The following is a 25,472-nucleotide window of genomic DNA, read 5'->3' as shown; positions in this document are numbered from 1 at the left end:
CTTTTCCGCCCAATCACTGTTGTAAAACCAGCTCTTTTCCCCTTTGCTGTCCACTCCTGTCCCCATTATACAAGCGACTATGATTTACGCCGCCCGACAGCTTGCCGATATCAACTTCTTTGCCGTCTATCCACACAGACGGGCCGGATCGCCCTTTTTTCTCAGTTTCGCTATGCACAACGATTTCGCATTTAGGACAAGCCAGCTTTTTCACCAACTCGATGATCGATTTGCTGCGGTTGCTCCCATCCGAGTATACCTCAATTTGTTTACTCATTGGATATCCTCCCTTGCTTTATGGTTTGGAGGAGCGGGCAAGTCGCAAACGACTCGCTGGAGTGAGTTACTGCACGCTCCAGAAGGGTCTTCATCTCCTGAAGCTGCTCTATCTTCTTCTCGATTTCAGTTATTTTTTCCTCAGCATGGCAGCGCATCTCCGCTTCCGAGTTTGCAGCGCCGTCACGCATCGCCTTCAAATAGGATATCTCCTGCAGCGTGAAGCCGATAGCCTGAGCCTGGCGAATCCAACGAATATCGTCCACGGCAGATTCGTCATATATGCGATAGCCCGCTTTCGTCCGCGGCGGCTCAACAATTAATCCGCGTCTTTCATAATATCGTACCGTTTCCAGGTTTACGCTGGCACGCTTCGCCAATTCCCCAATCGTTAAATATGCCATACCCGCTCCTCCTTCAAGGTCATCTTACTCCCTGTACCTAGCTACGGAGTCAATAGGTTGCTGTTGATATACATAAATAACCCAGTCCGCTTACAGGACTGGGTTTAGCCTAATTTAGCCTAAAAGAAAATAAGCAGCAAAGTGGCAACTATAAAGCAATAATACGTGAAATAAATGAGCTTGCCTCTTTTCATAATTCCCATAAACCATTTCATGGCGAAATAAGTCATGAACAGCGTCGCCATAAACGCCGCCATGTATGGAATCGCAAGCTCGCCCTTATTCGGTTCATTAATAAAATCGGAAAATCCCAGTACAACGCCGCCAAGGCTGACAGGGATATAGAGCATAAAGGCAAAGCGCAGTGCTGTATCCTGTTTGATGCCGCAAGCAATGGCGGAAATAATTGTAGCGCCCGAGCGGCTAATGCCAGGTGTAAGTGCGACGGCCTGCCCTAAGCCCACTAAGATGGCATCCTTCAGCGTCATATCTGCCTCGCCTTTCGCACCTTTCATATTACGGATAAGAAATAAGGCGATACCTGTAACGAATAGCATGATTGCAATAGTTGTCATACTTACACTGTCTGCAATAAAATCCTTAAGAACGACCCCAAGAAAACCTGCTGGAATCGTACCGATGATGATAAACAGCACAAACCGGAAATCGCTTTTGTAGCGTGCCTCCTTTGTTTGCAGATAGCGCAATGAATTTTGGATTAAACGTAGAATATCCTCGCGATAAATCCATAATACGGCGAGCAGTGAAGCGGTGTTCGTTAAAATCGCAAACGTGAACCCCTGTTCACCTAGCCCCAAAATCTCACTCGCAATCATCACATGTCCGCTAGACGATACAGGAATGGGTTCGGTAAAGCCTTGAACAAGCCCAATCACGATCATTTTTAAAATAAATAAAATATCAGTTTCTCCCATAAGCCCTCCATATTTATTACTGTATGTATCTTGCGACTTGTACTAATTCATTTATTGTACACCGAAAATCATCAACATGCGTTCTATTAATATAACAAAATCACATGGCAAGTGACAATTTCGTCACCTGCCATGTTTTAGAATATATCCATATAGAGTTAGCATGAGGCTAAATATTCATTACCACAGCCGTTCTGAATAAGTGGTTAATGCTTTCTTAAACCACGCTTCATTGTCCTCCATTACGTCCTGCTTTCCTGCAAATATAAGAAAGGTATATTGGCTCGAAGAAAGGGTAATGGCTCCAATAATAGTGGCTTTTGTGCCTTCGCTCGTTCCGGTTCCTTTAAAGTAGATTGCATCATAGGCTTGAATCTTTATCGGCTCAGGCTTCATCCATCTAGGATTTTCTAATCCAGAATCGCTACTATAAAATTCAAATAGATCTTCTACAGTCAGGCCGTCGTCTTCGGAAACTTTCTCACCATAAGCATAAAACCACGTATTGTCTCCCGGATGTATTGCCTGTAACTGCGCATCTTGATCTATGTCTATTTTCTTCCATCCTTCTGTAAGCTCGATCTTCATCGAAGCCAGTTTATTATCAAATACTTTAGGCTGTTCATTTTCCATTCCATGAGATTTATTTTGCTCTTCCACCTTTTTCAATACATGTAAGGACTCTAAAACCCGTTTATACTCTCTTTCGTATACAAGAAAATCCTCAATAGGGCTGGAAATCATCATAACATAATAGGCATTATCTTTTTGCAGTGCCGTGATTAGTAAACCATGCTTCTCCCCCTTATATTCACATCTGCCTTCCAGTTGATAAGCAGGCCGTCCATCTATTAGAAGTTCCCTGCTGCCAATGATTTCACCCTGGTAGAATTGTTTATAATTCTCGAATCTTCCATCTACGACTTCTTGAACCGTTATCTCCTCTGTTTTTCCTGAGGCGAACTCCCGCATAAGCAGAAATTCCGCTTTCCGGTCATTTTTTAGGATGAATTCACCAATTTGGTTAATATCAGTTCTAGCCTCCCTCCAATTTAAGGGTACTGTGATTTGTAATGACTGATCATCATTAAACATCGTTTGACTGTTGGTGGAGTCAAATACTTCCTTCTCCGCTGGCTTAAGTACTTTAAAGGTCTCCGTCATCTTCTGTAATTCCTCTTTATTTGAGGAATACGATGATTCAGAAATTGCTATTGAGATCAGATAGAATGCACCATCCTTTTCTAGAAATGTCTGCATCCAAAATTGATTCGTATTGTTCTGTACAAACTTGATAAATTTCTCTCTAGCCGCTACTCCATCGATCTGCGGCACACGCTCCTCTAGGATAGTAACTTCTCCTATTTCCGCATAGAATTCCTCTGCCCATTTTTCCAAATCCATATCTTCATTTACATCTTCATGATGCTCCTGAATAATATTTAATATCATTGAAGCTTGATCATTATGTACGACAAGGCGATTGTTCCCGTTCAGCGGGACTTCTCTCGTTATCCAATTTTCAGGAACAGAAATTTGCACCGTTTCATCTTCGCTCATGACGTTTTTCGTTTGCTTGTCAAAGAGCGTAAACTCAGGTATAGTCTCCGCTGCCTCCCCTGATATCTCTTTTTCAGCCGACGTACAAGCCGTTAGCAATATTATCATTGCCATGACAGCTATCCACGTCATTAATTTCATTAATTTCATTGATTTCATAATTTCTCTCTTCCTCCCCATGCTTAAACTGAACTCAATTAATATCGGTTAAATAAAGGAATTATGTTAATATCTAGGATGCGAATATGATTGTTCCTTGTTTTCCGCCAATTGATGTAGTAACATCAACTGTAATAATCCGTTGAAATGTTTAAACATTTAATCATATTAAGTGAGGTCACACAATGACATGGGAAAAGAAGCTCTGAATATCTTCCGGGAATGCCTTCCTGTTCTTCAAACCTTAAGCGATGCGCATCGTCAGGATATCCTGCTGCTGCTGTCCGAAAACGGCAGTTTGACAGTGAATGAAATTACGGAACGAATGTCCCTGTCGCGGCCGGCAATCTCCCACCATCTCAAGCTGCTCAAAAATGCGGGCGTAGTCCAGGTCGAACAACAGGGCACTCAGCGCTATTATTCCCTGTCTCTGGAGGAATCCGTGCAGCTGTTAAGAGAATTATTGGTCACATTAGAAAGAGATTGTATATAAATTCGTATGGGAGGAAGCAAATGGACTATTTAACATCAAATCAGGCCGATCAATTTCTGCAAGAACATCACAGGTATTTTAACCACGGTCAAACGCGAAGCGTTCAATTCCGTCTGGACCGGCTAAAGAAGTTGTCCGATGCGATCCGGCGCCATGAGCAGAATTTGCTTTCGGCCTTATACAAGGACCTGCGAAAGAACGAATTCGAAGCCTACACGACGGAGATTGGCTATACCCTGAACAGCATCCGTCATACTATGAAACACTTGCGCAAATGGGCAAAGCCGCAGAAAGTCAAAACTCCCTTCTATCATATAGGCTCCCGCGGCTACATGTATAAGGAACCCTACGGAACCGTCTTGATCATCGGGCCGTTCAATTATCCGTTTCAATTGCTGATCGAACCGCTGATCGGAGCGATTGCCGCAGGTAATTGCGCCGTCTTAAAGCCCTCCGAGAATACCCCTACCGTGGCTGCCGCCGTCAAGACGTTGATACAGGAAACTTTCGATGAAGACTATATACGCGTAATTGAGGGTGAACGAGAAACAACCTCGGTCCTAATACACGCTTCATTTGACTATATCTTTTTTACCGGAAGCGTACCTGTGGGCAGAATCGTCATGGAGGCCGCTGCTAAAAATCTCGTCCCCGTCACGCTCGAGCTTGGCGGCAAAAGCCCTGTCCTTGTAGATCGTACAGCGGATATCGACTCAGCAGCCAAGAGAATCATGTGGGGCAAATTGATAAACACAGGCCAGACCTGCATTGCTCCGGATTATGTACTCGCCCACACGGAAATTAAAGCAGAATTAATCGAAAAGATGAAAATGGCCATCACATCCTTTTACGGCGCGAATGCACGACAAAGCAGCGATTACGGCCGCATCGTCAACGAACGGCAGTTCGATCGATTAGCCGCTATATTGGAAAAGGATCAAGCGAATGTACTGTTCGGCGGCCAAACACTCCGAGAAGACCTGTATATCGAGCCTACCCTTCTTGATGCCGTTTCCTGGTCCGATGCGGCGATGCAAGATGAAATCTTTGGCCCGATATTACCCATTATGGGCTATGAACAATTAGACGAAGCGATTGAGATGGTTATTTCCCGTCCCAAACCGCTTGGCCTCTATTTATTTACGAAAGATCAAAGTGTCGAAAATGAAGTGCTTACCCGCATTTCCTTTGGCGGCGGCTGTATCAATGACACCATCACGCATGTGGCCAATCCGAACCTCCCGTTTGGAGGAGTTGGGGAGGCAGGCATTGGCGCTTATCATGGAAAATACAGCTTTGACCTGTTCTCCCATACGAAAAGCATCATGAAAAAGAACACAAATTTTGACATGAAGATCTTATTTCCTCCATATAAGGATAACCTGAAGTGGATCAGAAAAGTTTTGCGTTGATGAGCAGCATGGCTCATTGTGCTATCAACCCAATCTCTGTTGAAGAAATGCTGCCAGCTCTTCGGCCGTATCCCAAACGATGGGACGGATCTCTTTGAATCTCACAGGCAGCATTTCGGCATCGCTGCTTTTCACGGTCCAGATCACAGGGATGTTCAAACCTAGCGCGTATCCCGCCGCAAAATACACCCCAGGGGATTGTCCGGTTAAATCCGCAACAACTAGCTTACTGTCCGTAATTTGCTCTAAAGAATACGCCTTAGCGTTCTCTGCTGCTTCAGGCGCAAGCAAACTCGGCAGAAAACCATACTGTTCTATAGTGGGCAGCAGCATTTGCAGCCATTCCGTTCGAAAGTCCTCTCCATCCGCGATAAGCACGGAGCATGGCTTTAATTTTTTTCCACCAGCGGTTGCAACAGCCTCGCTCCATCCTTTTTCCGTCAGTTGAAAAGCCATTCCCTCCCTGATAAGCAGCTGCTCAGCCCTCAGCTTATCAATAATATATACCAGCTCCTGCAGATTAGGAGAGTACGTCAGGTTATAGCTGCTGGAGAGCGGTTGAATAACAACCGGTTCCCCTGGGCCTTCGGAATGTCTATATAAATATTGCAGCAGACGGTTGCCTTTATCTTCAATGGTCACAGGAAGGTTCGGAGAATGGACGATCGCTTCCAAATCGCCTTCTGATAGAGCGACCTTCTCCTCGCGATCTGTGTGCTCCCGGATATAAGCGGAGACGAGATGAAACATGTCGCGCTTCTTATGGTATGGCAGCGAATGAATCGTTTCGTAGCTGTCTCTCAGCAAGCTGTAGAACCCGCCGGGCGAACAGGAACAGCCTAAATATACATCGTAGTCCCCTTCCGCTTTCGTAGGAACTATCTCATCGCAGAACAAACAGTGTTTCTTATTCATACAACTCATCACCTCATATCAATGGCTATCCTCTACCTTACCAAGATTTATTGGAAAAATAGACAAGAAGATTCTTCCTGCACAGCATTGACGTCAAAAAAGCGGCTGTTCACCGGGACCCATCCCGTGACAACCGCTTGCCGCTTCATACTCAATCCAGCTCTTTTTCCATGACGTAATCGTCCATCACAAAACCGTTTCCTATATCCGCCACTTGCGTGCGGATAGTTTTAAAGCCTTTTTTCTCATATACCGCGATCGTAGATGCATTGTGCCGGTTGACCGTAAGCCAGATGGCGCCTAAATTCCGGCTTCGGCAAATATCCGTCAGCAGCTCCATTGCCTGGCTGCCGTATCCTTTGCCGCGATGCTCTTGCTGCAAATAAAACTTGCTGAGAAACAGCTTGCTCTCTTCCTGCTTGATGCCCACATAGCCAATAGGTTGGCCATGGACGGTCATAAAATAATACTCATATCCCTGGTTGGCGATTTGATCCGTCAACGCCGGATAGGATTGAAATTTCTCCACCATATAATCGATTTGTTCATTGGAAATAATCGCGACAAAATATTCGCGCCAAATGTCTGAGGCCAGTTCCGCCAAGGAGGCAATTTCCTGCTTAGTCTCGATTTTGGCTAAAGTTAGCTGCATATAGGAATCCTCCTGTTGAAAGTCTAAAAGGCAGCTGTTTTAGCTGCCTTCTGAATATATATTTATTTATGGACAACCAAATCAATCTCCTGAAAACGACTCACTTTTGTATTCCAACGCTCCTCAACATATTTAATATGTACCGGATGGTTATTGTAAGCGTCGTAAGCACTCTGATCTGCAAATACCATGGAGAATCCGTAATCAAATGGGTTCTTGGCGCTCACCTGACGAAACACCTCGAATTGTTCAACGCCAGGGATTGCTGCTAGTTCTTCTCTGCTTATCTGCAAAAAAGCCTCTGTTTCCGGATTATCTTTACCAGAATGCAATGAGAATGTAACCATGTGTTTAATCGAACTCATCCTATTTCCTCCTCAAATTCCGTTCAATATGTTGCGTTTGATTTCTACCATGGTATCAAAAATTTTCTCATTTATAAATAAGCATTGCTGGAAACGATTAAAATCCTGTAGTGTACTGCTTAGGAACAGGAATTTCCTGCTTTAGAGCTGCTGCTGCTTCAAGCGTCCAATAAGGGTTCCTTAACATTCCTCTTCCGATCGCAACAAGATCGGCATCCTCATTGCCTATAACTGCATTGGCCAGAATGGGATCTTCCAGTCTGCCAACAGCGATCACCGGAATATCTAGTGAAGCCTTTATTTCTCTAGCCAGGGGGACCTGGTAAGCAGCATGTGTGCCTGGTTTAGCGGAAGTGCTAATCGGGCCTTCTCCGCCAGAGGAAATATGAAACATGTCTACTCCAGCCTCTTTAAATTGCTTAGCAAATTGAATGCTTTCGTTGATTCCGTAGCCGCCCTCAACGTACTCTTTAGCTGAAATACGCATCATTAAAGGCATGTCATCGGGCATCTCAGCTTTAGCTGCTTCTATAATTTCCCGGCCAAACTTCGTAAGATCCTTTCCATATTCATCATCTCGCTGATTGGTTAACGGCGAATGGAATTGATGAATTAAGTACCCATGAGCACCATGAATCTCAATCGCATCAAATCCAGCTTTAACTGCACGTTTCACAGCTTGACGGAATTTCTCTACCATATCTTTCACTTCTGATGTAGTCAGAGCTCGCGGAGTCTTCCAATCCGTGTCAAATGGAATGGCCGACGGGGCGACCGGCTCTGCCGCATCCTCCGCTTTTCTCCCGGCATGAGCAATTTGGATGCCAACTTTGGCGCCGTATTTATGGCATGCTTCTACGATTCTCGCCAGCGCCGGAATTTGCTCATCAGACCATAGTCCTAAATCATAATCACTAATACGGCCATCGGGTTCCACATCGGTCATTTCTATTATAATAAACCCGGCTCCCCCAATGGCCCGGCTAACATAATGCAGATAGTGCCAGTCGGCAGCTATGCCATCTTTATTCTCGACGGAATATTGACACATCGGCGGCATGACGACACGATTTTTTAATTCCAAACCTTTAATTTGATATGGGCTAAACAAATGGTTCACTAAAACCACTCCTTTATTAACATAGTTAAATGCATGCGCACGCATATAAATTATCACGGATAAATTTCTTTGTCAACTTCATCAAATACGTTCCGCACAAAGAAAAAAACCTTCAGAACGTATCTGAGGTTTTCAAGAATCATAACGATGTTTTTACAGTCTCAGCGATTGAACTCAATTCCTGCAATAACTGTTTCTTAGAGAGATTATCCCGTAATAAAGTCTCAACCGTAGCTAGCGATTCCTGAAACTTCACTTCTCCGGAAGGAGTGAGACAAGTGTATATTCCCCTGCGGTCATTCTCACATACATCTCTTTGCAGTGTACGGCAATTTTTGGCCTCTAATCTTCCAACTAGCCGTGATATGGCGCTTTGACTGAGGCCAACCCACTCCTGAAGCTCTTGCAAACGCAGCTTTTTATCCTCTGTTTGGGCTAGAAGATATAAAACAAAAAACTCTTTTAGTGAAAGGTCATGCTTAGCTTGCAGTTCTGCTTCAATGCTGTTATTGATCTGTGTCTGGAGATTTGTTATGGACATCCAGCTATTTATGAGATCGCTTTTACTGCGGCTGCTCATGCGTACTCCATTCACCTCATCTTTCCCGTCTTTAGGCATCGTACCCTTATTTAAACATGTTAATTCATTATTCTATCTATCTTATTTTGAATAGTCAAACAGGTTCACGTTTTATGAATGGGGAAAGCTTCGTTTTTAGAAATACGGATCATTTCGCCGGGAAATGAAGCTTTAAAATACTTTTCAACCCGCAGATGAATATCCTTTTGATACCACTTGGACAAATCATGTGTCTCAAATAAATGAGGCATGCCTAATCTTTCTGAACGCCTGCCCATGAGGCCGTCTCCGATCATTAACGTATCGATCCAGATTCGGTCCACAATTCCTTTCAGTACGTCTGGGAAATCAGGTGTAAATGGCAGGACCGGAGAAAGTGCAGCCTGGGTAAAAATGCCCGCATCATGCAGCTTCCTTAACGCCTTAAGCCGCAATTTGATTCCGGGGGCATACGGGGCAAAAATTCGCTTCACATCTTCACGGTCTGTTTCAACCGTCATCGATACGAGAACTTCACATCGTTCCTTTAGTACGATCAGCAAATCCATATCCCTTGTAATTAAAGGGCTTCGCGTTTGAATTTGGAGCAAATCCGGCGGATTTTCAATCATTTCCTCCAAAATCCGCCGAGTCAAGGCTGCCTTAGCTTCGATCGGTTGGTACGGGTCTGTTGCGGATGACATAAATATATTTACCGGTTTGTTCTTCCGGCGAAGTTTGATGATTTCATTCCGGTAATTTTCAGAGGCGTTTGTTTTGATGTCCACCCATTCTCCCCAAGGCATCTCCTTAAATTTTTGAATCGGCATTTCTCGGACATAACAATATTTACATGCAAATGCACAGCCGCCATATGGGTTTAAGGAATGAGTAAATCCGATATCAAGGTAACCCTTCGCTTCGCTAAGGATCTTTTTCGCGATCTTCTCTTTGATTTCAGTTGGCACTGATAAATTCCCCCCTCCCTTTAACGACCCAGTACTCTCTCCCGATGGTTAAAGTGATCTAATGGTTGTTATCTTGGTTATTTCGCCGATAATTCACTGTTCGAGAATCTAACGGTTGTATATGCGGCTATTCTAATCTTTTTTACTGTTGTGACGATTTTGGCATGAATAACGTGGATTTACAACCGTTAGGATTACTAAGAGCTCGTATTTCATCGATTAACGTTTGTGGCAGCCGTTAGAGATAAACGAATTTTGCAATAGAAACAGTAGCCGCAATATCAACAACTGTAATATCCGCAGTAACCGCAGTAACCACTACACCAGAAACACCAGCATCACACTTGCCGAACGCCAAATATAAAAGCATGGGGCTTCATAATATCAATTCCATAATAACAGTATTTAGGACGAACGACGAAATAACCCCCTAGATATCTCCAAAACTTAAACTTGGGTAAATATCTAGAGGGCGTATTTTCTAGACTCCCGTCCAAACGTCCTTGGCGTATTGCCCTTTTAGAAGAAGATCGTCGAGCCAGGCAACCGCTTCTTCTTCGGTCTTGCCGCGAATTTCCCGATACGCTTCACGGATTGTGGCCTCTACATCTGGAGCCATGCGTGTGCCGTCTCCGCATATATACAGCCGTCCTCCCTGTTCCAGTAGTGAAATAATGGTCTCCCGATTCTCGTTCAGCTTATGCTGAACATACTGCTTGGCTAAAGGATCCTGTCTGGAAAAAGCGGTGTGCAGCTTCACGATACCGGAACGGTCATAGCCTTCAAGCTCCTGCTTGTAAATAAAATCTTCCTCAGGCTTTCTGCAGCCGAAATACAGATGAGCCTCGCCAAGCTTGGCTCCTTCCGCTCGCAAGGCCTCTCGCGCCTGCAGGAAGCCGATGAACGGCGCCACGCCTGTACCAGGACCAACCATGATGATTGGCGTTTGCGGGTCCGCCGGGAGTTCAAATCCGGCTCCGGGTCTTCGCAGAAATACGACGACCGATTCGCCGGCCTGACGGTCTCGCAAATAATTCGAAGCGATTCCGCGGTATTGGCCATGACCGCTGCGGGCGGGCCCTTCGACTACACCGACCGTAATGCTGAGCCTGTTCCCGAGAGCCTTAGGCGAACTAGAGATCGAGTAGTATCTCGGCTTCAAAGGCGGAAGCAGCTCCAAAAACCGGTCAAAAGGCATCTCGCAGGCCGGATACTTCTCAATCAGCTCCAGCATGCTGACTCTTTTGTGGAGCACCTCATTCTTATAGGTTTCCTCCTCCAGCAGTGCTTCAAGCTCCTTCTTATGCGGCGGGCATGTCGTGTAGGCCATTATTTCGCGCAATTGCGAACGGCTGGCCGCCTCCTGCAGCTCGACACTGTATCCCAGCAAATCCAGTAAGCTGATCGGTCTTCCCAGGGGCAAGTGAGCGATGCTGCGCCCGCCGCCCTCCAACAGCAAATGGTCATCCGTGTTCAGATGAAAGCGTTCGACAACCCGCTGTATCAAAGCAGCGGGGTTGCGCGGCAGCACACCCAAGTGATCCCCTTCCTGATAATCAGCGCCTTCCGGCAATTTAATCTCAATGTACCGCGTGCTTCTAGGGCTCTCAGGGCTCTGCAGCTCCTTGTTCTGCACGACCTCAGCATGAAAGGCATCGTAGCTCTCCGCTAAAGGCATGCCCGTCATTCCGCTGACATAGCTAATCGAGAGGGAGCTTTCTTTTTTATCCACTTTCTTATAAGTGAGCCCAAAAGCCTCCATGATGCCAGCCCACAGCTTCTCTCTCCACTCTTCATATTCTTTCTCAAAGTCGCCGCTGGCATCGCCACCCCCGCGCTCAACCAAACGTGCAGCGCCGAGCGCTTCAAGACGCTCATCAATATATATCGGAATTTTTTGATACGTGCTCGCCCAGTTATGGTCTCCGCAGCCGAAGACGGTATAATGCACCCCTCGCAGTTTTCCTTCTTCCTCCCCGCTCAACCATTCCACGAACTGTCTGCCGTTATCCGGGGGGTTGCCATTATACGAAGCGGAGACGATAATCACTGCTCCCTCCGTCGGCAGTTTGCCGATTCGTGAGTCCAGACTGGCCGATTCGCTATTGAAGCCAAGCATCTTTCCATGCTCCGCCAGCTCGCGCGCTATGCCTTCCGCCGTCCCGAGATTGGAGCCGTATAGCACCAGCAATGGCGTATTATGCCCCTTCAGTTCTGGATTGGCTGCAATATTCAGCGCGCTGTCCTGCGGTTTGGGCGCCTCTTCCTCCGCCGCAGCAGCAGCTATCGGCTGCTGTCTGACCTTCACCTGGATCGTAAATTGATCCGGCTTCAGCGTCAGCGTCTCTTTGACTTTTAGCTCGTAATTGGTATGGTCGATCAAGTCAAAGTGCTTGAGCACCATTCCTAGGGTCAGCGTGGCCTCATGCAGCGCAAACTGCTGCCCGATGCAAGCCCTTTGGCCATTGCCGAAGGGCTTGAAGGCATGATGCGGGATCTTCCCCTCATCCTCGAACCGCTCGGGACGGAATGCTTCAACATCATCTCCCCATACCTCCTTGTCGCGATGCAGTTGGGGGATCAGCACAGTGACCGTATCGTCTTTGGGAATGGCATACTTCCCGCCGATGACGGTATCTTCTTTAGCATATAAAGAAAACGCCGGTGCCGTCGGCCATAACCTTAAACTTTCGTTCAAAATCATGCGAATGTATTTCAATTCCCTGACCTGCTTATAGGTCGGAACCGAACCGGTAAGAATCCGGTCAACCTCTTCCTGGGCTATGCGAAGCTTATCCGGATTTTTCAGGAGATAATATATGGCGAACGATAGCAAGCCGCTCGTCGTCTCGTGGCCAGCAATCAGGAACGTAATGATCTGGTAACGGATGTTTTCGTCATCCAGCATTTCTCCGGTTTCCGGATCTTTGCTGGTCAGCATATGGGCGAGCAAATCATCCTTACTCTCCGTTTTGCCGGCGCGCCGTTCCGAAATGATTTTGTCCACGGTCGAGAACATCGATTGAATATCATGCTGGAATTGACGCTTTGTAAGGAGCATCAATTTATTTTGAATGCCGAGCCTTTGTCCCTGGCTCATTGCTTCGTCCAAGGCACGGGTCATACTGACGACGAACGGATGGGGCTGATCCCGGTAGAAACTGTTAAACCGGAAATTAAAACCGCAGAGCCCGATCGTATCCAGGGTTAGGCGCGTCATGTCATCCGGGACATGAACCGCCTCGTCCGGATTGAGCCGTGCCCATTTCTGAACGAGCTGCAAGGCGATGTCCACCATCATGTTATGGTAACCTTGCATCGCTCTTTGACTGAAGCTGGGGAGCAGAATGTGATGGGCCTTCTGCCAATTCGGTTCGTAAGTCCAGCTGGTGAACAAGCCGTCGCCCGTAAAAGCACGCACTCTTTGCAGCGGGCTCCAGACGTTCTTGTCAAACCTGGACTGATCGCATGCCTCCTCGACGAGCTGGTGCCCGGATATGAGCGTGAGGTGTCCGCCCGGCAGCTCTACTCTAAAAATAGGCCCGTATTCCTTAGCCAGCTTCACTAAAGATTGGACGGGCTGATCCGTGTCAATGTCAGGAAGATTGCCGAGAATGCCTTTGGTTTTCGGTTGGGGAATAATATGATTCGTCTGCTTATCCATCTGTGGTTTTCTCCTTTTTGTTTGATATATGCAACATCAATAAATTCCACAAAAAAAGAGTTCATCTCGATTAGATCTCCTACTGCCATACAAGTATACACAAATTTGCATTAAATGCAAAAATAGTCTTTAAGAACCAAAACAAAAAGCGTCCGAATGATGAACGCTTTTCGCCTTGAGGGTACAAGCTCCTATTTTTGCGAATATATCGACAATAGCTTGTCGGCGGTTTGCCGCCATGTAAAATGCTGAAGGACGCTGTTTCTCGCTTTGGTTCCAATTCCGTGTCTCAGTTCTTTATTTTTTCCCAGTCTGATTAAATAGGGTGCAAACCGTTCAGCACGCCGATATTCGTCAACCAGAAAACCATGGCTCTCATGTTTCACAATTTCGGGTATCCCGCCTATTTTAGAAGCAATTACAGGCAATCCCGACGCCATGGCTTCCACATTCACCAGTCCAAAGGCTTCATGCTTTTGGGAGGGGCAAACGAAACAATCCGCAATCTGATATACCTTATGAATATCGGAATGTTTCTGCTTCCCGATCCACTTTACAGATACGTTCAACCTGGAGGCTGTAGCTCTTAGCTGCTTCATGTACGAAGCGCTCCCCCGTCCCGCAACAACCACTTGAACAGGAACTTCCTTCCCGGCAATACTGGCCGCTTTGAGCAGTATAGGAACACCTTTGCGCGGAATAACGCGCCCTACAAACAGAGCCGTAAATCTGTCGCCTAAGCCATACATTTTCCTGTACCTTGCTCGATCAGCTATGGTTGCAGGGCGAAATCTGCTCGCATCAACCCCAAGTTCCACGGTTCGAATTTTCGAGGCCACATCGGGGAAACGTTTCGTTAACCTTTGCTTCAGTGAACTGCTGTTGGCAATAATAAGCTTGGCATGCCTCAAGCTTCTTGCAACACTGCCGTTAGGCGGTACAAATGTAAGAGAATGCAGGAATAAGGCAACCTTCATTTTGGGAAAAGCCTGTTGGATGGCTGCCATATAATGAGGACGATTGTCGACTTGAATGATGTCAAAAAACTTCCCCTGAATATAGCGAAGAACAGAGGCAATGTAAACCTTGGAGCTGCCCGATTGTACTCTTACGATGTTAACGCCGCCCTCGTTGCTTTGAGCGGGCAATCCCTTTGAAGCTCTGCTTATAATAGTTACCTTATATTTGCTTGCAAGCTGTTTGGCAATAGCAAGAATACATATTTCTACCGATCCGTTTCCAGGAACAGGGATCTGTTCTGGGGCAACGATCAAGATTTTCACTCTTTTCCCACCCTCTCAGAGCACGAATTGTGCATGAACACTACTATATTTATTCAATCTTCTGGAATGGGTATAGTCTGTTCACCTTGTTGCCTGCCCTTTTTACAGTAGAGGATTTGCTTTATGTAAAATGTTTAAATTGCCTACTCCCGCAAGGGGGAGCACACATAGAATGTGAGATGATGAACGAATTAATGCAACAAGGCAGCAAGTATATCGGGAGGGATCTAGAGGATGAGCGTTAAGAAAACTTGTAGGGTAGTGATGAATAAATGGGCCAAAACAAAGGCGCTTCTAAAAAGCAAACATGTTCTCCCCTTTATTCCGGATACCCGGAAATTCAACTACTCCACCTTGAATAAAATGCTGAGGCTTTATAGCATGGTATATATTAAACCAGAGCTCGGGACTCATGGGAATGGAGTTATACGTGCAAGGCTGCTAAAAAGCGGTGAATATGCGTACCAAATTGGAACAACGGAGAAAACCTTTAAGGATTACAAATCATTTTACAACTCCATCCAAAATTATACGAACAAGAAAAGCTATCTTATCCAGAAGGGCATTCATCTATTGAAATATAACAAACGCCATTTTGATACGAGGGTCATGGTGCAGCTGAATCCAAAAGGAACATGGGAAACAACGGGGATTATTGGAAGAGTGGCGCATCCTAATAAAATAGTGACCAATTATCACAGCGGCGGCACCCTCATGGATACCAAACGCCTCTTCGCTGCCCACATCTCAAATAGCGAAATTCAAAAGAAGATTCATACGCTTAACGAGCTAGGTGTAACTACGGCAAAATCTCTTCAAAAAAAGTATCCCGGGATACGCCAAATAGGTCTGGATATTGGCTTCGATCATACCTGGACACCCTGGATTATTGAGGTAAACACCAATCCGGATCCCTATATATTCAACAAATTGAAGGATAAATCGATGTACAGAAAAGTAATTCGTTATAAAAGAGCTGTTACCCTGAACCGCTGAGGCGGTTTTTCTTTTTTATATCCCTTTATTAGCGTTTTGGCTTGTAAAACATCGACAGGTTGCCGGCCATTTTAGGGAAATTTGACTTCAACAGCAGCTCCATTGCAAGAACCAGCCGTTCGATGCTCTCATTATCCAGTTATTCCGATTCAGACCCGTCCTAGATTTATAGAGAGCCTGCGTCCGCGTGTGCAGGAAATTGCCGACGAGCTGCTTGACCAGGTGTTAGCCGCAGGCGAGAGCATCTTTATTGACACGTATGCCTGGCCTGCGGCTCAACATCCCACGCGAGAAGGTGGTATGGAGCTCTACCTTAAGCTCACAAGGATTAACAACACTGCATGTCGCTTTTTGAAGTGGACTAGGCCGGTGCAAATCCGCTTAAGTCTACGATACATTCGTCCATTCCGGATCTCCATGTTTGCCATACGATATAGCAAAACAGGAGGTGTACACCCATTGAGAATCAATCATTGTAAAGTAAAAAGAATAAGAAAGCAGATATGCCGGTTTAAAAGAGGAAAAAAACGTTTTGTGGTGAAGAAAAAACTTATTTGCCCGCCGCCAAAAATTGTCGTCAAGGCTCCGACAGGACCCGTTGGACCTGCCGGGCCTGCAGGACCTGCAGGGCCTGTTGGGCCAGCGGGGCCAGTCGGCCCGCTAGGACCTATTGGACCCGCTGGAGTCAAAGGCGCTACGGGAGCTACTGGTGCGACGGGAGCTACAGGAGTAACAGGCCCTCCAGGATTGAATGGAGCCCAGGGCATCCCTGGACCACCTGGGCCTACAGGTGCCACTGGCGCCACAGGACCTGCAGGAGGCCCACAGGGCCCACAGGGACCAACGGGGCCAGCAGGGCCAGCAGGGCCTGCCGGGGCTACTGGCGCCACCGGTGCGACAGGTGCGACAGGCGCTACAGGAGCAACGGGGCCGGCTGGAATTTTCTCATCCTTTGACTGTTCGCGTTTTAGCGGTATTACTTTAACTTCAGGAGCCCCGACGGCAACACTGGGAACTGTAACCGTCAATGTAGCTGCACCAACCAACCGAGTTTGGTTAGTAGCATCTACAACCTGGACGCCAAGTTCGGCCAACCCGACGATTACTTTTACGATTCTTCGCGATGGAACCACGGTTATTGATACCGCAAGCGATACGCCCGTGTCCGCCAATAGCCCGATTACTACGGCTTTCACTACTTGCGATGAAGCACCTCCTGTGGGAACGCATACGTATACTCTGCAGGTAACCGGCAACGCTTTGTCAGGTGGTCAGACCATTACCATTAATCAGGGAGCACTCACTGCTGCTGTTATTAATATCTAGCCTATCATTCAGAGCAAGGCGTTACCTCAAATGCTGTAACGCCTTGTTTCAAAGAAGCCCTGACTGTCTCTAAATATTCCTTGTTATGCAGAATTTGCCGATCGTCTGGACGATAGGTTCTCGCTAGTTCATTGTGCTCGTAAGCCAATTCATATTGCCCGAGGTTGGAGTAGCATACGCAAAGCTGTAAATGTGGAAGCCATGTCCAGCATGCGTAATTAACGAATCCTTGCATCTCTTTGGGCAGATCGAGCCTTGAAGCCGTTTTATACCAGAAAATCGACCGATCCCACTGCTTCTTTTGCATGAAATAATATCCGATGCGGCAACAAAGATCTGCCCTGGGAGCATCATAATGAAATGAGCGAAATGCCCAATCCAGTGATTTGTCGTGCTCGCCTAAGAAATGACAGCAGTCGGACAGTTTGCCGCAGGCTTGGATGTTGTCCTCCACCCAGCCTTGGCCAGTTCGGAGAAATCGGCGATAATATCTCATCGCCCTTTTATACAACCCATGATCGTAGAGCTCATTTGCATAATAATACAGATCGCGTGGTGTAAACCGTTTTCCGTCAGCATCGTGTTTCTCATATATTTTAAGATTACGATCGGATGCCGTTGTTTTTATACTATGATGCTCGACCTCAATATCGGAGTCCATAATATTGCCGCCTACCTCCAGATATTCATGCACGAATCCTTTCCATTTGAAGTCTCTTTCTCTACGAACGAGCCTGTTTCTTTTGACGCTATAACTCGGCTTGCCGTACTCATCCCGATCCAATATATACTTCATCATGACGGAATCCACCGAGGCGTCCAGGGCATTCTTAAGAAGCATCAGTTTATGAATATTGTCGACGGACAGAACATCGTCGGCATCCAGCCATAAAATATAATCCATGGTCGCTTTACTGAAGGAATAGTTCCTTGCTTCAGCAAAGTCATCAATCCACTGAAAATGATACACATGGGGCGTGAATTCGCTGACAATTTCGATGGTCTTATCGGATGAACCCGTATCTACAATAATCATTTCATCCACGATCGGTTGAACAGATGAGAGACATCGCGCTATAGTTTCTTCTTCATTCCTAACGATCATGCAAAGGCTTATCGTGGCCAAAGCCTTTCCCACCTCCGTTTCGTCTTCACCTCCAATTAGTTTATGACAAACGGATCAAATGGTTCTGCATGGTTTCGGGCAAACCATTTAATTATATCCAACGACAGCATGAGGAATATACGGTTCTTCAAGCGAGGCCACTTCCTCAGGCGTTAGCCTAATAGCCAGAGCAGCTGCCGCATCCTTGAGATGCGAAGTTTTCGTAGCACCGATGATCGGCGCCGTCACCGGCTCCTTCTGCAAGAGCCAGGCTAGTGCAATTTGCACGCGGGGAACTCCCCGTTCCTCTGCGATGGCTGCAAGACGCTCGACGATCAGGCGGTCGGCATCAGCCATGGCATCGTATTTGGATTTCTGTACCTGATCCGTTTCGGAACGATGGGTTGCTTCTGACCAATCGCGTGTCAATCTGCCCGATGCGAGCGGACTATATGGAATCACGCCGATTTTTTCTTCCTTACATAACGGCATCATCTCCCGTTCTTCTTCCCGGTATAGGAGATTGTAATGATTCTGCATGGATACAAAACGGGTCCATCCATTTCTCTCCGCGGTATAGTTTGCCTTTAGAAACCGCCAGGCGTGCATCGCAGAAGCACCAATGTATCTCACCTTCCCAGCCTTCACGACATCATGCAACGCTTCCATCGTTTCTTCAATCGGCGTATTGTAGTCCCATCGATGAATTTGATACAAATCAATATAGTCCGTCCCGAGCCTTTTCAAGCTCTTGTCTACTTCACTCATAATGGCCTTACGGGAAAGTCCCGAACCGTTAGGCCCCTGGTGCATCTGAAAATAAACCTTCGTCGCGAGGACAATTTCATCCCGGTTAGCATAATCCTTCAAGGCCCGACCTACGATTTCCTCACTTGTTCCATCGGAATATACATTCGCCGTATCAAAGAAGTTAATCCCCTGCTCCAGCGCCTCCTTTATTATGGGACGACTGCGCTCTTCATCAAGCACCCATGGATGTATCCATCGTTCTGCTACGCCAAACCCCATACAGCCAAGACATAGCCGCGATACATCGATTCCGGTATTACCGAGCTTTACATATTCCATTCGATTCTGCCTCGCTTTCTACCAAATATAATTATCGTAACCGCTAATACCAATATTATGGCATTTAGAGTTAACTCCAAGTCAAGTAAACCCGTGACAACTTGCAGTCGGCACTGATCGAATTAATACACGATTGTCTCTGATAACACTGAGATCAGACCGGAAAAACAAAAAAAGGCGTTACAAATTGTATGCAACACCTTTTAAGGATATTAAATTCATAATTAAGCAGCAGTTACTTCAGTACGCTGGCAGGCCAACTGCCGTACCAGGCATATCCGGTTCTTCTTTCCTGCTCGATCTCGCTAAGATTGTATTTCACGATACCGTCACGCCCAACAAATATAGGTTTGTTCGTGCCGATTTCATAAAAACGGGCCCATATCGGCGTTGTAACGCTGGAGTCCTTCACAACTACGACATCGTCGCTTGTCTTGACTACCTTGATGCCGGTAATTTGGACTGCCTTAAACCAGTCTTCCGCTGCTTTAATCGAAGCGCTAATTTTGGAATTTGCCGATCTGGTCTTGAGGAATTTTACAATCGTGGCGCTTTCTGACGAGCTTAAAGATGGTACTTCATAGGCTCGTGCTCCTGCCGGCTTCAGGCTCGATGAGTCATGCTGCTGTCCCCAGGCCGTCAGCTTACCGTTCGTGACAACTTGAGTATTGAGGATGCAGTTAATTCCTTTATCTACCGCCTGCTTGCTTTTACTTGCCAGGCTGCTATCCACGAAAGAGAAATCGCCTTTCTTATTAGCAATATCATCCAACAGAATCATGACATTAATCATCGCATTATCATTGTAAGTAATATGTTTATGATAGCCGGAGCTTTGATATATTTGCGGCCAGCCGCCATTGGAATATTGCATATTGAGCAAAAAGTTGATTCCTTTGATGGCAGCTGCGGAATATTTGCTGTCTTTCGTCTTCTGATATTCGCCTGCCAGTCTGCGGATTTCCGTATATGTAGCTTTGTTATCGATTGTTGATTTCGCCCATTCTCCGCTGCTTACTGCGTAATCCTTCCTCCATCCGCCGTCACTCTGCTGATTTTTGAGAATCTCCGAAATACTTGCTGTTGTACCTGAGGCATCTGCAGCTGCGACTATCGAAGGAGATGACAGAAGTACCGCCGGCACGGATAGAATCATTGAGAATGCCAAAGCCAAGGATAACGTTGTTTTCTTCATTTTCGAACTCCTCTTTGTAGTTAGTCATATTCTGAATGCGCTTAATTTGATATATATACCATTGTTTGTTAATTTATTGTAACTTTCTCGTGAATTTTTGTCAATTATTGGGTGATATTTGTTCATCTTACGCACTAAGGCTAAATGCGCAATAAAACAAAAGCGGCGAGGAAACCTGACAACAGGTCCTCGCCGCCCTTATCACTTTTTTATGCTAAACTTAATCCCCGCCTTCGTGCCACAGCTCCAGCGGAAGCCCTACTAAAGCCTTTCCGATCCATTCACGGGCGATATTATTCGATGGCCCCATGGCAATGCCTGCGCGGGCATCCCGATACAGCCGCTCGAAAATGCCTTTTTTGTAACCGTAACCGCCTGTAACATCAAGCGCCGTTTTGGCTGCCAGATTGGCCGCTTCCGAAGCCTGGATCTTAAATTCCACAAGCGGCAGCAGCAGCTCGACCTGCGGCCGCCCTTGCGCCTGGAGTTCGTTCAACTGCTTGGCCAGCGACAATTGCCACGGTTTCAAACCAGCGATTGACACCTTTACCTCTGCGAGCTGCTGGCGAATAATCTGATAGTCGGCCAAGCGTTTATTGAAATCCCGGTGCACCATCCCTTTAACGTATGCCGTTGCCGCTTCCAAAGCCGCTTCGGCAACACCAAGCCATGTCGACCCTAGTCCGATTAGATAGACGGGCGAGACTCCGCTCTCCAGGATTTCCCTGCCCTGGCCCTCGGCCCCGAGCTTATCCTGTGCTCGAACCCTTACATTCTCGTACTTTATTGATCCGCTATGGTTCCCCCTTACTCCCAAGGCCTCCCAAACGCCCGCATTAATGCCTGGAAGCGACCCGTCCACGATAAAGAAGCTTACATCGGTCGGCACCCTCGCTCCAGGAGACCGTGTCTGGAACACATAGAAATCCGCCTCCCCTGCACTGGTCGTAAATGATTTTTCCGCATTAAGAATATAGTCGTTTCCGTCCCTGGCAGCTTCGCTAAAATTAAACCACCAATGGCCGCCCGAGGCTTTTTCGCTCGTGGAATAAGTCCCAATCAGCCCATCGTGAACCGGCCGCAGCCAGCGCTCCTTCTGATCTTCATTCCCGTATAGTACGATTGTTTGTGCAGCACCGACATGCATGACGTATACGAGAGAAGTCGACGGACATCCACGGCCGATTTCTTCCGCAGCCAATGAAAAAGCAACGTAATCGAGCCCCCTGCCCCCATAGCGTTCCGGAATGAGCACCCCATTCCAGCCGGCCTCCGCCAATACATTCAGGTTAGCCCGTGGAAAGCCGCCTTCACGGTCCGTGATCTCTGCATTTGGCTTGATGAATTGGTCTACGAGGCTTCGTATCTCGGTTCGCAGCTCCTCATAGTCATCATTGGATAAAATAGCGGTTTGCTTGGACTGTTTCGTCATTTGTATCTCTCCTTATATTTAATTAAATTTCATAATTCCATCCAGTCCATCAATTCACGGCCGAATCCAACAAGGCCGCCTCCTTCTCCCTGACGAGCGGAATGACCTTCGCTCCAAAGGCCTGCAGGTCTTCGTCATAATGCAAGAAACCGGTTAATATGAGATTGACCCCGATGCGCTTCAATGCAATAATACGATCGGCCACTTGCTCGGGCGTCCCGATCAACCCCGTCTTAAACCCGTCATTATACTGGACGAGATCCGCATAACCCGAATTGGCCCACATGCCCTCCTGCTCTGGAGAAGCTTTTCCGGCAAACTGCACCTGGCTCCGAAAACCCTCGACCGCTTCAGGATCGGCATAGGCAATGATGTCCCTCAGTACCTGGCGGGCCTCTTCCTCGGTATCCCTGACGATTACGAACGCATTTGCTCCGAAATTCAGTTTCCGCTCCTCCGCAAGGGCCAGCCTGGATACCTCCTCGATCTGCCCGCGAAAGCCTTCTATTGTATTGCCATTCATAAAATACCAATCGGACACTCTTGCTGCCATCTGCCGGGCGGCGGCGGAATTGCCTCCTTGAAAGACAGGCGGAATTACCTGGGGTTTCGGCTTATGCGGCGCCTCGTTTATCCGGTAGAAATCACCGCGAAAGCTCGTAACCTCTTCATGCCAGAGCTGCTTCAGGACGCGGATAAATTCCTCCGATCGGCGGTAACGCTCATCATGATCCAGCCAAGGTTCGCCTAAACCGTGAAATTCGCCCTTGAACCAGCCGCTGACGATATTCACAGCAGCCCGGCCTTGGCTGATCTGGTCGATCGTTGAAACGGCCTTTGCAATCGTGCCGGGATGCCACAAGCCCGGCAGTACGGCGGCGATCAGCTTGATTTTGTTAGTTACTGCCGCAAGCGCGGATGCGAGCGCTATCGCTTCGAGCTGATTTTCCGCCCCATAGCTGGCGATAAATCTCGTTTGCAGCAGCGCATACTCAAACCCATTGTTCTCGGCTATTCGTGCATACCTTACATTGTCCCGGAAGGACCACCCCGTTCTTTGCGGGATATTGGAAATGACCAGCCCTCCGCTGACATTTGGGACCCAGTAAGCAAATTTCATGGTCAATTATCTTCACCTCTCCATTCATCGATTTCTGCTGCAGGGTTCGCAATTCACTTAACTTTGCGATCTCCTCCCTTACTATTGTTCTGCAGCAGCTTCCAGATCGGCTCAGTCCATGCTTCCTTATTAGAGCGGAGATAATGATTCGCCAACCCCCGTACGGGATCTCCAGCATAGAACCGCTCATATAGCAGGTGCCGGGCTCCCAGTGGACTGCCGATCAGTTCCCATGCCAGCTTGAACAGCTCTACTTTCTTCTCGGCACTCACGTTCGCGCCTTCGAAATATCGATGCATCAGCCCTGAGATCGGACCGTAAAAATCCTCGACGTCCGATGGAGTTTGCACGAATCCACCGCCCCCTATCTGCTGCAATATTTCGATGGCCCTCGGATAGTAACGCGTCCCGAGGTTTCTGGCTGTTTCGATCAGGTTTAAATCCGGCACATAAACGCCCGCCCCATCGGGCGAAGCCCTTGCCTCCGCGGAGGCAATCAGAGCTTTGATGACATCGGCTTGGAGCAGCAGTTCCCCCAGCTTCTCTTGAATGTGAAGAAACCCCGTTACCCCGATCGAATCAGCGACGGCAAACGTAATTCCTGTAACAAACTCCAGCTTAGCAACGAATCGGACGGCATTCTGATGAAACGCCAATCCATTCGCGGTCTCATTCGCCCGGAGCGCAAGAACCTTTTCCGGATCTCCGTACAACAGCACTCTTTCCCATGGAATAAGCACATCATCGAAGAACAGTACGGCATCCATCTCATCGTAACGGGCGCTGAGCGGATGGTTCCTCTCCCTGGAGTCCGCGAAGGATTCCCGGCATACGATGTGCAGCCCGGCGGAGTCGGCAGGTACGATCAGTACATGGGCATGCTTCCGTTGCGTAGATTCAAACTGTAAAAAAGAAAAAATAATAAAATCATGGCTGTACGGTGCCCCCGTAGCGATCATCTTTGCTCCCCGAACGACGATGCCTTCCGAGCTCTCCCGCACCACATGCAGAAATCGCTCGGCGATTCGTTCATCCTCAAGCCCCCTGGACCGATCGATTTGCGGAACGATGATCGCCGTCGTCAGGAATAAATCGTTATCCCGCGCCTGCTCGTAGTAGGCGGCAATCTTGTCCTTGAAAGCGGGATCCAACTGTCCCAGCTCCTCTCGTGCGGCGTACCAGCCTGTAACGATTGAACGCGCATAATCGGATAGCCGGCTCATCATTCCGTAAGTCTCTGCCGACCAGCGGAAGAACGCACTGCTGCGTTTGTTCAGCTCTTCAAGCGTATAAGGGACTAGAAACGAGCTATGGGCATAGCAGGATTTCTCCGGAAGCTCATACCCAACTTGCTCCCGGTCAAGCATATCAAACAGCGATTTGATCGTTTGTAATGTCCCTGCAAAAGCTGGATGCCCGGCAATGCGCTTGATCTGGCTCCCCTCCAGCCACACGCTGCGCCCGTCATTAAGACTTGCTATAAATTTATCGCCGCGCATAGATGACCTCCTCCCACAAAATATTATTATTCCGATTGATTTGCTCTGTTTAATCCCTTATGATAGCTATTATCCAAATTTTATCAATCAGCAATAATTCGCTAGGTGACGGATAAATAACAGCTTCTCCGGCACCTGTCGGAAAACACACCAAAAACCCACATTATTAAAGCCTTTGTTGTCCGAAATGGGTCATCATCAAATGAAGAGGTGAATTTAACTATGGGAGCTGGCCGGGGAAAGGATCGAAGAGTTGTACGGACAAGGATGGTAATTATGGAGTCCTTCGTTGCCATTCTGCAGAATAGGGAATATGCAGAGATCAGCATTATCGATATCTCGGAACGGGCGAATATTAACCGTTCTACTCTTTATGCGCATTTTTTGGATAAAGAAGATCTGCTGCAGCAAATGGTCGACGAAAAGCTGGATACCTTGACGGGGATTCTGAAAACGAGCTCAGGACAAGACATGTACATCCCTTCATCTTCCGAGCCTGATCCTTTGCTGCTGGCTCTGTTTGAACATGTCTTCACGCATGCTGCATTCTACCGAGTACTGCTTCATCGCGATTTGCCTGGACAATTACGGGCCAAATGGACGGATGCGATCCGGGATGGCGTTTTTTGCAGAATATCCAGTCTGGGATTGGGACATAAGCTTGAGGCGCCGCTTGAGCTGCTACTGGACTTTATCGCTTTTGCCACTGACGGAATTATCAGTAAATGGCTGGAAGACAACTGCGCCTACTCCCCGCATCATATGGCACTGCAGGTTACGAGAATTGCCGGGTTTGGCATGTATCCCTCAATGGGCATACATCGGTAATACAAAAAACCCGAACTACACCTCCCTGCCTTAAGGTACAGACAGGAGTGTCCGGGTTAAATGCGGATAATACATCCACCTTCTGGGTATGCTATAAGTCACTTATTCCCAGAATCG

Annotated in this window: 23 protein-coding genes; 5 read left to right on the top strand and 18 right to left on the bottom strand. The window is 47.3% G+C overall.

Translation table 11 applies throughout. The features are described from left to right. Positions 1 to 13: 13 nt before the first annotated feature. From GNP95_RS12815 to GNP95_RS12800, 4 genes are all read right to left on the bottom strand, one after another. The gene (locus GNP95_RS12815) at positions 14 to 277 is read right to left on the bottom strand and encodes a hypothetical protein (protein WP_155611244.1); all 264 of its coding nucleotides are present in this window, start codon (positions 275 to 277) and stop codon (positions 14 to 16) included. Beyond that, positions 270 to 680, bottom strand: coding sequence for a MerR family transcriptional regulator (locus tag GNP95_RS12810; protein ID WP_155611243.1), 411 nt, complete (start codon positions 678 to 680; stop codon positions 270 to 272). The genes GNP95_RS12815 and GNP95_RS12810 overlap by 8 nt, the downstream gene beginning before the upstream one ends. Positions 681 to 799: 119 nt before the next feature. Next, positions 800 to 1,615 carry an undecaprenyl-diphosphate phosphatase gene (locus tag GNP95_RS12805; RefSeq protein ID WP_155611242.1) on the bottom strand — a complete coding sequence of 272 codons (816 nt, stop codon included), beginning with the start codon at positions 1,613 to 1,615 and terminating at the stop codon, positions 800 to 802. 180 nt (positions 1,616 to 1,795) lie between these two features. After that, a complete protein-coding gene (locus GNP95_RS12800; protein WP_155611241.1) occupies positions 1,796 to 3,334 on the bottom strand; it encodes a hypothetical protein in 1,539 nt (512 codons plus the stop codon). 190 nt (positions 3,335 to 3,524) lie between these two features. On the opposite strand from GNP95_RS12800, the gene GNP95_RS12795 reads away from it, so the two are divergent. Together GNP95_RS12795 and GNP95_RS12790 are read left to right on the top strand one after the other, a co-directional pair. Continuing rightward, positions 3,525 to 3,827, top strand: a complete 303-nt coding sequence (locus tag GNP95_RS12795; RefSeq protein WP_155611240.1) for an ArsR/SmtB family transcription factor — start codon at positions 3,525 to 3,527, stop codon at positions 3,825 to 3,827. Positions 3,828 to 3,847: 20 nt separating this feature from the next. Continuing rightward, positions 3,848 to 5,239, top strand: a complete 1,392-nt coding sequence (locus GNP95_RS12790; protein WP_155611239.1) for an aldehyde dehydrogenase — start codon at positions 3,848 to 3,850, stop codon at positions 5,237 to 5,239. A 24-nt stretch (positions 5,240 to 5,263) separates the two neighbouring features. Here GNP95_RS12790 and GNP95_RS12785 read toward each other — a convergent pair whose 3' ends face one another. The 8 genes from GNP95_RS12785 to GNP95_RS12750 all read right to left on the bottom strand — a co-directional run bounded on the left by GNP95_RS12785 (position 5,264) and on the right by GNP95_RS12750 (position 14,765). Next, positions 5,264 to 6,154: a hypothetical protein gene (locus tag GNP95_RS12785; RefSeq protein WP_155611238.1), complete on the bottom strand. Its 891-nt coding sequence runs from the start codon at positions 6,152 to 6,154 to the stop codon at positions 5,264 to 5,266. A gap of 151 nt (positions 6,155 to 6,305) precedes the next feature. After that, complete coding sequence (locus tag GNP95_RS12780) at positions 6,306 to 6,806, bottom strand: GNAT family N-acetyltransferase (RefSeq protein WP_155611237.1); 501 nt, start codon at positions 6,804 to 6,806, stop codon at positions 6,306 to 6,308. A gap of 62 nt (positions 6,807 to 6,868) precedes the next feature. Continuing rightward, entirely contained in the window at positions 6,869 to 7,171 is a 303-nt protein-coding gene (locus tag GNP95_RS12775; protein ID WP_155611236.1) for a Dabb family protein, read from the bottom strand. A 97-nt stretch (positions 7,172 to 7,268) separates the two neighbouring features. Beyond that, positions 7,269 to 8,291 (bottom strand): NADH:flavin oxidoreductase/NADH oxidase, encoded by a 1,023-nt coding sequence (locus GNP95_RS12770; protein ID WP_330163403.1) that lies wholly within the window; start codon positions 8,289 to 8,291, stop codon positions 7,269 to 7,271. Positions 8,292 to 8,430: 139 nt separating this feature from the next. After that, complete coding sequence (locus GNP95_RS12765) at positions 8,431 to 8,871, bottom strand: MarR family winged helix-turn-helix transcriptional regulator (protein WP_155611234.1); 441 nt, start codon at positions 8,869 to 8,871, stop codon at positions 8,431 to 8,433. Positions 8,872 to 8,975: 104 nt separating this feature from the next. Beyond that, positions 8,976 to 9,818, bottom strand: coding sequence for an SPL family radical SAM protein (locus GNP95_RS12760; RefSeq protein WP_330163388.1), 843 nt, complete (start codon positions 9,816 to 9,818; stop codon positions 8,976 to 8,978). A 481-nt stretch (positions 9,819 to 10,299) separates the two neighbouring features. Beyond that, positions 10,300 to 13,482 (bottom strand): bifunctional cytochrome P450/NADPH--P450 reductase, encoded by a 3,183-nt coding sequence (locus tag GNP95_RS12755; protein WP_155611233.1) that lies wholly within the window; start codon positions 13,480 to 13,482, stop codon positions 10,300 to 10,302. A gap of 191 nt (positions 13,483 to 13,673) precedes the next feature. Continuing rightward, the gene (locus GNP95_RS12750) at positions 13,674 to 14,765 is read right to left on the bottom strand and encodes a glycosyltransferase family 4 protein (protein ID WP_330163387.1); all 1,092 of its coding nucleotides are present in this window, start codon (positions 14,763 to 14,765) and stop codon (positions 13,674 to 13,676) included. 234 nt (positions 14,766 to 14,999) lie between these two features. Here GNP95_RS12750 and GNP95_RS12745 point away from each other — a divergent pair, with 234 nt between their 5' ends. Beyond that, on the top strand, positions 15,000 to 15,761 hold the full coding sequence (locus tag GNP95_RS12745) for a YheC/YheD family protein (protein ID WP_155611232.1): 762 nt from the start codon (positions 15,000 to 15,002) through the stop codon (positions 15,759 to 15,761). 534 nt (positions 15,762 to 16,295) lie between these two features. Beyond that, positions 16,296 to 17,087 carry a collagen-like protein gene (locus tag GNP95_RS26600; RefSeq protein ID WP_330163386.1) on the top strand — a complete coding sequence of 264 codons (792 nt, stop codon included), beginning with the start codon at positions 16,296 to 16,298 and terminating at the stop codon, positions 17,085 to 17,087. Between the two features lie 4 nt (positions 17,088 to 17,091). On the opposite strand, the gene GNP95_RS12735 is transcribed toward GNP95_RS26600, so the two are convergent. From GNP95_RS12735 to GNP95_RS12710, 6 genes are all read right to left on the bottom strand, one after another. Next, entirely contained in the window at positions 17,092 to 18,213 is a 1,122-nt protein-coding gene (locus tag GNP95_RS12735; RefSeq protein ID WP_155611231.1) for a tetratricopeptide repeat-containing glycosyltransferase family 2 protein, read from the bottom strand. Positions 18,214 to 18,300: 87 nt separating this feature from the next. Beyond that, positions 18,301 to 19,281 carry an aldo/keto reductase gene (locus tag GNP95_RS12730; RefSeq protein WP_155611230.1) on the bottom strand — a complete coding sequence of 327 codons (981 nt, stop codon included), beginning with the start codon at positions 19,279 to 19,281 and terminating at the stop codon, positions 18,301 to 18,303. A gap of 235 nt (positions 19,282 to 19,516) precedes the next feature. After that, the gene (pelA, locus tag GNP95_RS12725; RefSeq protein WP_155611229.1) at positions 19,517 to 20,476 is read right to left on the bottom strand and encodes a pectate lyase; all 960 of its coding nucleotides are present in this window, start codon (positions 20,474 to 20,476) and stop codon (positions 19,517 to 19,519) included. 220 nt (positions 20,477 to 20,696) lie between these two features. Further along, positions 20,697 to 21,908, bottom strand: a complete 1,212-nt coding sequence (locus GNP95_RS12720) for an acyl-CoA dehydrogenase family protein (protein WP_155611228.1) — start codon at positions 21,906 to 21,908, stop codon at positions 20,697 to 20,699. 49 nt (positions 21,909 to 21,957) lie between these two features. Then, a complete protein-coding gene (gene sfnG, locus GNP95_RS12715; protein WP_155611227.1) occupies positions 21,958 to 23,034 on the bottom strand; it encodes a dimethylsulfone monooxygenase SfnG in 1,077 nt (358 codons plus the stop codon). A 47-nt stretch (positions 23,035 to 23,081) separates the two neighbouring features. Beyond that, entirely contained in the window at positions 23,082 to 24,527 is a 1,446-nt protein-coding gene (locus GNP95_RS12710; protein WP_155611226.1) for a 4-hydroxyphenylacetate 3-hydroxylase family protein, read from the bottom strand. A gap of 276 nt (positions 24,528 to 24,803) precedes the next feature. On the opposite strand from GNP95_RS12710, the gene GNP95_RS12705 reads away from it, so the two are divergent. Then, positions 24,804 to 25,355: a TetR/AcrR family transcriptional regulator gene (locus GNP95_RS12705; protein ID WP_230873790.1), complete on the top strand. Its 552-nt coding sequence runs from the start codon at positions 24,804 to 24,806 to the stop codon at positions 25,353 to 25,355. Positions 25,356 to 25,472: the final 117 nt, after the last annotated feature.

This window comes from Paenibacillus woosongensis, assembly GCF_009725165.1.
In the GTDB taxonomy this organism is placed as follows: domain Bacteria; phylum Bacillota; class Bacilli; order Paenibacillales; family Paenibacillaceae; genus Fontibacillus; species Fontibacillus woosongensis.
Note: the sequence above shows the minus strand (reverse complement) of the source record. Positions and strands in the feature narration are given on the sequence as shown.

Coding starts and splice junctions, on each gene's coding strand:
- GNP95_RS12790 (WP_155611239.1), top strand. CDS start 3,848: ATGGACTATTTAACATCAAATCAGGCCGATCAATTTCTGCAAGAACAT.
- GNP95_RS12705 (WP_230873790.1), top strand. CDS start 24,804: ATGGAGTCCTTCGTTGCCATTCTGCAGAATAGGGAATATGCAGAGATC.
- GNP95_RS12795 (WP_155611240.1), top strand. CDS start 3,525: ATGGGAAAAGAAGCTCTGAATATCTTCCGGGAATGCCTTCCTGTTCTT.
- GNP95_RS12800 (WP_155611241.1), bottom strand. CDS start 3,334: ATGAAATCAATGAAATTAATGAAATTAATGACGTGGATAGCTGTCATG.
- GNP95_RS12815 (WP_155611244.1), bottom strand. CDS start 277: ATGAGTAAACAAATTGAGGTATACTCGGATGGGAGCAACCGCAGCAAA.
- GNP95_RS12710 (WP_155611226.1), bottom strand. CDS start 24,527: ATGCGCGGCGATAAATTTATAGCAAGTCTTAATGACGGGCGCAGCGTG.
- GNP95_RS12810 (WP_155611243.1), bottom strand. CDS start 680: ATGGCATATTTAACGATTGGGGAATTGGCGAAGCGTGCCAGCGTAAAC.
- GNP95_RS12775 (WP_155611236.1), bottom strand. CDS start 7,171: ATGAGTTCGATTAAACACATGGTTACATTCTCATTGCATTCTGGTAAA.
- GNP95_RS12765 (WP_155611234.1), bottom strand. CDS start 8,871: ATGAGCAGCCGCAGTAAAAGCGATCTCATAAATAGCTGGATGTCCATA.
- GNP95_RS12780 (WP_155611237.1), bottom strand. CDS start 6,806: ATGCAGCTAACTTTAGCCAAAATCGAGACTAAGCAGGAAATTGCCTCC.
- GNP95_RS12730 (WP_155611230.1), bottom strand. CDS start 19,281: ATGGAATATGTAAAGCTCGGTAATACCGGAATCGATGTATCGCGGCTA.
- GNP95_RS12720 (WP_155611228.1), bottom strand. CDS start 21,908: ATGACGAAACAGTCCAAGCAAACCGCTATTTTATCCAATGATGACTAT.
- GNP95_RS12755 (WP_155611233.1), bottom strand. CDS start 13,482: ATGGATAAGCAGACGAATCATATTATTCCCCAACCGAAAACCAAAGGC.
- GNP95_RS12805 (WP_155611242.1), bottom strand. CDS start 1,615: ATGGGAGAAACTGATATTTTATTTATTTTAAAAATGATCGTGATTGGG.
- pelA (WP_155611229.1), bottom strand. CDS start 20,476: ATGAAGAAAACAACGTTATCCTTGGCTTTGGCATTCTCAATGATTCTA.
- GNP95_RS12785 (WP_155611238.1), bottom strand. CDS start 6,154: ATGAATAAGAAACACTGTTTGTTCTGCGATGAGATAGTTCCTACGAAA.
- GNP95_RS12745 (WP_155611232.1), top strand. CDS start 15,000: ATGAGCGTTAAGAAAACTTGTAGGGTAGTGATGAATAAATGGGCCAAA.